Source organism: Candidatus Binataceae bacterium (genome assembly GCA_035308025.1).
Lineage (GTDB): Bacteria > Desulfobacterota > Binatia > Binatales > Binataceae > JAJPHI01.
This window is the reverse complement of the sequence record DATGHL010000034.1, coordinates 26875-32874: the sequence shown is the minus strand read 5'-3', so window position 1 is coordinate 32874 and position 6000 is coordinate 26875. Positions and strand designations below refer to the sequence as shown.

Annotated in this window: 4 protein-coding genes; 2 read left to right on the top strand and 2 right to left on the bottom strand. The window is 60.8% G+C overall.

The annotated features are described in order from the left end of the window. A partial coding sequence (locus tag VKS22_11085) for an acyl-CoA dehydrogenase family protein (protein ID HLW71151.1) occupies positions 1 to 595 on the top strand: 595 nt, incomplete at its 5' end. A gap of 120 nt (positions 596 to 715) precedes the next feature. On the opposite strand, the gene VKS22_11080 is transcribed toward VKS22_11085, so the two are convergent. Then, positions 716 to 2779, bottom strand: coding sequence for an HAD-IIIC family phosphatase (locus tag VKS22_11080; protein HLW71150.1), 2064 nt, complete (start codon positions 2777 to 2779; stop codon positions 716 to 718). Between the two features lie 502 nt (positions 2780 to 3281). On the opposite strand from VKS22_11080, the gene VKS22_11075 reads away from it, so the two are divergent. Continuing rightward, a complete protein-coding gene (locus tag VKS22_11075; GenBank protein HLW71149.1) occupies positions 3282 to 4733 on the top strand; it encodes an amidohydrolase family protein in 1452 nt (483 codons plus the stop codon). 215 nt (positions 4734 to 4948) lie between these two features. On the opposite strand, the gene VKS22_11070 is transcribed toward VKS22_11075, so the two are convergent. Continuing rightward, positions 4949 to 5749, bottom strand: coding sequence for an acyl-ACP desaturase (locus VKS22_11070; GenBank protein ID HLW71148.1), 801 nt, complete (start codon positions 5747 to 5749; stop codon positions 4949 to 4951). Positions 5750 to 6000: the final 251 nt, after the last annotated feature.

The window sequence follows — 6000 nt, the reverse complement described above, 5'->3', positions numbered from 1 at the left end:
GTCGGCCTCGCGCAGCTCGGAGCTGAAGGAGGCCTTCGTGCGCGAGGAGGACATCGTGCTGACGCGCAAGGTCTCGAACAGCGGGCGCATCACGCGGATCTTCGCCAAGGCGCCGTTTACGATCGGCGCGCCCTATATCGGGATCGCGGTGGCGGCGCGCAATTTCACGGTCGAGATGATGCGCGATCGGCCGCGCTATCCGCTACCTCATCCGATGAGCCATCTGCCGGCGGTCTACAACAAGGTCGGCGAGATGGATCTGCTGATCGAGACCGCCCGCGCGATGATGTGGAAGGCTGCGGCCGAGCTCGAGACCGATGACGGCGCCACGTGGTCGCGCAAGGCGGTCGCCGCACGGATGGTCGCGATCGAGAATTCGGTGCGCGTGGTGGATCTCGCGCAGCGCGCGGTCGGCGGCGCCTCATACTTCCGCAAGCTGCCGCTCGAACGCCATCTGCGCGACGTGCGCGCGGGACTGTTCCATCCGTTCGATAGCGACGAATCGCTGGAATTTCTCGGCAAGAGCGCGTTCGGTATTCCGATGAACGATCTCAGCGCGTTCGGCGGCGACGAACCCTCGGAGAGCGAGTCTTGAGACGCGCGCGGTTTCATGTGAAACATCGCGCGCGCCCACGCGGGTTGATCATCGAGCGGGAGCGTGTCGAGGAGTGAGCGACGACGGTGCGAAAGCGAAGTGCAACTGCGTCACCTTCTGTCAATTGTCTTCAGCGAACCACGCGGGGACAGGGACACACTGATCACCCGTTTCGAGCACCCAAGCGCCGTTTTCGTTACGAAAGCCGCTACCCTGAAATAAGCTGGCGGCAGGACTGTTCCGATCCGAAGGCAGAAAAAGTCCGACGTAACGCTGCGCCGGCTCGCGGTCGATGACTTTGCGTATCAGCGCTTGTTCCAGACCAAATCCCATTGCCCGACAGCTCATGATCACCGAATCAAAAATCACTTCATGCTCCGCGGCGCGCTCGACGACCGCGACCGCGACGACGCCGAGACTCCCGAAGCGGTCCCGCAGGCTGGCCACATAGATCCTGTGGCAATTCGAGGAGAATAAATTTTGGAGATCCGCGGCGGAACGCCGCTTGGTCGTTGTATTAAACTGATTCGTACGCTGGGTGAGTTCTAGAAGACGGTTCATGTCCGACGGCTTGGCAACCCTGAAACCGAGCCGCAAATCGAGCGAGCGCATCATTGCGAGGTAGTCGTGGGTGGTGTCGAGCGAGCGGCGGCGCGCGGCGGCTTCGCGATAGAGCTCGGTGCGTCGACGGGCCTCGTCCGTTTGCCTAGTCGAAGGGAAGCGCAGCCATAGCTCGAGCGCCTGCCACGTTTCCGGCATCGCGGGATCCAGCGCGCGGACACCGGGAATCTGCTCGGTCACGAGGGCTCTTTCGACAGGATTGTCGTCCAGTAGCACGAAGGCGTCCGGCGCCAGATCAAGTTCCGCTATGGTTTGGGACGCCCCTTCAGGCTTTGGTTGCCAACCGATCTTCTGCAGCACGAAGTCTTCCGGCTGCAGCTCCATCTCCGCCCATCGGATGTTGGCCGGGTCATTTTTGCTCAGGGCTACGAGAAGGACCCCGGATTCCTTGAGCCGCTTGAGCAGCTTCTGACCTTGACGGTCGTGAGAGACCGGCCCCTCCGCCATGACTCCTGACCAGAGGGTGTTGTCGAAATCGACCAGGAGAACCTTCGCCTTTCCGAAGATTCTGTAGGCTTCGATTATCCGCCAATAATGCTTCGCGAGCACATTGCCAAACTGAGAGGGGTGAAAGACCGCCGGCGGCACGTCACGCGGATCGAAGACCGGACGGGCGCACGCGCGGCGGCCACCGGCGGCGTCGACCAATCCGACTTCGTCGACCAGCACCACGTTCTCCCGGGTCTCGGCGAGGCTCCTCACGTTTGCTGCAATAAGGTCGATTGCCTTGCGCTGCGATCGCGAAAGCGGCGCTAGAAACGGCAGCCGAAGGCGCACCCTATCAAGCGGGAAGCCACAAGCATTGTGAAGTAGAATTGACGCGTCAGTTGCCGCCCGGATCGCATCGACGGCATCTCCTAACAAATCGACCATGCCGGTAACGCGCGCCTCAAGTTCCACGGCCGACAGGTTGGCGGCATCGCGTAACAGCGCTTTGTAGGGCGGAATTCCATCGAAGCTGAATAATGATATCGCGATTAAGTCCGGGCGCGATCGTCCGATCGACGCGAGCGCGTCATCGACCGAAAAAGCTGATTGTCCGGCATTGAAAAAGACTTGTTCGATCTCCAGGTCGACGTTCTTTTCGAGAGCTTGATGTTGAAGAAAAGCCCGCGTCTCGACGAAGACACAATCGCCCAAGAGCAGCAGTTGGATTCTGTTCTTGCCCGGAGCCCGTGTCAGGTCGGAATGAAGCTCTTCGAGGAGTGGGGTCACCGCCTCTGGCGTTAATTTGTTTGAGGCGCACAACTGAGCCCAGGCAGGAATTTCGACGGCAAGGCGCCGCGCAAGCAGAGCAGCGCGAGCGGCTCCGTCGAGACCCGGCGGCAGGTAGCGCGTGCGCTCGTCAATATAGACTGCGCGGTGGGTTGTAGAACCGCGCAGCGCGCCGACCACAAGGCGCGCGAGCGGAGTTAAATAGCGCGTGCGCGAGAAGTCTTCATCGCCCGCTTCAGTAGAGTTCCCGGTAGGGCCATCTTCGCCTAGACTGAGCCACAGGTCGACGAGTCGTGAGACGCCCCCCTCGATGGAATCAGCAAGGTTGTGCGTTGCCGGTTTGCTCATGAAAATTCCCGTCAGCAACTTCCCCGACCGCCAACCAAATTAACGAGGACATCTCCGCGTTGAGCGTTGTTGATTCTTAAGCTCATCATGCCGCAACTTCGAGCGAGTTCTTGGCGACCAAGGCGAGGAACTTCCGAAAGGTCCCTGGAGAGTGTTTTCAGGCCCCGTTGCCACTGGCAAATATGACCAGGCAATCACATGATATACTGGGCAAAGACGTCCTGCCGCGCTCTTCTGAGCGCCAAAATCACGGATTCGTTTGGCTTCAGACTAACGGTATTTATTATACCTAAATATTATAAATCAAGATATTTTGTTCGGGACCGTGCCTTGAATGGCTAACTGTCGCGGGTGCAAGGGCAAGCATCTGGAGTGGAGTTCCTCGGCCAACTGCTTTAAAGCATTGTAATGAGGGTCTCGGCGTTTTCGGGGGCGAGCAGCCAGGTGGAAGTTCAGAAACGCGAGCAAAGTTTCTGCGAAACATTTTCAGCGAGGCGGGGCAATGAGTGAACGATCGCGCTCGGCCGCAGTGCGCGAGCGGCTCAGCCATCCGATAATCGACTCGGACGGGCACGTTGCCGAGTTCGAGCCGGCGCTGTTCGACTATCTCAAAGACGTCGCCGGGAGCGCGATGGTCGAGCGGTTTAAGCGGTTGCCGGACAGTCCGATGAGCTTTCGCTGGAGCCGGCTGACGCCTGAGGAGCGGCGGCGCGAGCGCGTGCCGCGTCCCCATTGGTGGGTCCATCCGACGCGCAACACGCTGGATCGCGCGACCAGCTCGCTACCCAGGCTGCTCTACGAGCGGCTCGACGAATTAGGACTCGACTATACGATGATCTATCCGAGTATCGGGCTGTTCGCGCTCCATCTGGGCGACGACGAACTGCGCGGCGCGCTCTGCCGAGCCTACAATAAGTTACATAGCCATCTCTACAAGGCGTATCAGGATCGGGTGACGCCCGTTGGGGTGATTCCGATGCACTCGCCAGCCGAGGCGATCGCGGAGTTGGAGTACGCGGTCGGCACGCTGGGGCTAAAGGCGATCGTGATGGCGGGGTGGGTGCGGCGGCCACTGGCCGCGGCGGCGAATTGGCCGCCCGAGGCGGCGCGTCACGCCTGGTGGCTGGATACGCTCGCGCTGGATGGCGCACATGATTACGATCCGGTCTGGCGCAAGTGCCTTGAACTAAAAGTGGCGCCGGCGTTCCACTCGCTCGGGGCGGGAATCGGCTTTCGCAATTCGATCTCGAACTTCATGTACAACCATATCGGCCATTTCGCCGCGTCCTCCGAAGCGATTTGCAAAGCGATCTTCTTCGGGGGCGTCACGCATCGTTTTCCGGACTTGCGTTTTTCTTTCCTCGAAGGCGGCGCCGGCTGGGCATGCAGTATGTATAACGACCTGATCGGCCATTGGGAAAAACACAACATTGAGACGATCAGAAATTTCGATCCCGCTAATCTTGATCGCGAGTTGCTCGGTAAGCTCTTCCGCGAGTATGGGGACGACTATGGTGCGGGGCTGGTCGCGCGGCTTGGGCAGGACGAGTCGCAACTGGGATGGGGTTCACCGCAAGCGCCCGAGAACCTTGATGAGTGGGCGCGCTGCGGAGTCGCATCGAAGGAAGACATCCGCCAGCGGTTTATCCCGAAGTTCTCTTTCGGCTGCGAAGGAGACGATCGCATGACGGCGCTCGCCTTCAGCCCGCAGCTCAATCCGACGGGATCGCGGCTTGCCGCGATCTACAGCTCGGACCTCGGCCACTGGGATTTGACCGACATGCGCGACGCGGCCTATGAGGCGTGGGAGCTGGTCGAGCACGGCTTGATCAACGAAGATGATTTTCGCGATTTCGTCTTCGTCAATGCGGTGCGGGCAAAGACCGACGTCAATCCGGATTTCTTCAAGGGCACGGTGGTCGAAGGCGCGGCGGCGCGGTTGCTCGCCGGATAGCGCTTCGGCGCGCTCGAAGATCCAAGCATCCGGGATTCTTCGCTACGGAAATTCTTAACGCAGCTCGCAGACTCGCCTGCGACGCTTCGTTCGTCAGGCGCACTCCGCCTGATGAGCCTTCGCTCGGTCTTTTTGTCCGGCGTGGCGCCCGATCCGGGATCACGTGTGCGCGCTGGACGCGCACGCGGGAATGACAAAAATGCGGTTGCGTGCGGCTAGGCCGGGAGTGCGTGCTGAGTCGCGAGCTTGAGTTCGGCGCGGTCGGTCTTGAGCATGCGGAGCATCGGGAAGAGCGCGTGCTCGAGAAACGTGCGCGGGCTGATGCCGGCGCCTGAGTCCTTGAGCCGCGCCTGGTAGTTTGGAATCAGGCCGTCTCCGGGCATTTTGAATTCTGCGATCACGCGCGCGAGATCGGCGAGCGTGCCGATGCGATCATCGTCAAGTTCGAGCTGGATCAGCGTGCGGTAGTAGCCGGCGTGCGCAGCTTCGTCGCGGCTGATGTAGGAGAAAATCGCTTCGAGGACTTCGTCGCCTTCCGCGTGCGCCAGCTCTTTTTGCGCCTTATAGGCGAGGAAGGTCGCGGACTCCTGCAGCGCGCCATAACAGGCCATCTGGCGGGCGGTGGCGAAGGGAAGTTCCCAGCGCCGGGAGTAAAGCTCGTCTTCCAAATCGCCGATCTGCGCCTCCGAGCGCATCCCCGATCGGATCAGGTATTCGCGAAAGGCCATGCCGTGACGGGCCTCTTCGGCCGTCCAGCACATCTGAAACCACGCCATTCCGAACTGCGGACGCGTGAGGCTAAGGCCATTGATCCCATAGTCCGGCGCGTAGAGTTCCTCGGCGCAGAAGGTTTCGATCCGCGTCGCCTTGCGCGCGTTGTTTTTGGTACTGTCGAGCTTGTCCCACGGAATGTCGGTGAAGACGCTCCAGCGCCGCTTGCGCTCCGCCACCTCGAAGAATTCGCGATAGGCGGCGTAGAATTTCTGCCGCCGCGCCAGTGATGTGCTGCTGCCCACCGTTACCTTTCTGCAGGACAACGAGCCGTCTGCTGTCCGAGCTGCGAGTTGTGCCGCGCCAAAGCGATTCGAGCATCTCACTGCCCGTCACCAAGGATTGGCGAAGATGATCTAAGCCTACGCTTCGCGCGATGGCTTTAACAGATCGCCCGGCGTGCTCGCAGGTGCGGCAACTGCCTGCGCGCTGCGCAAAGTCTCGGGTCTGCACTTCATAGGCGTCGGCGCGCTTTGCGCGCATCGCGCGGGGTTTC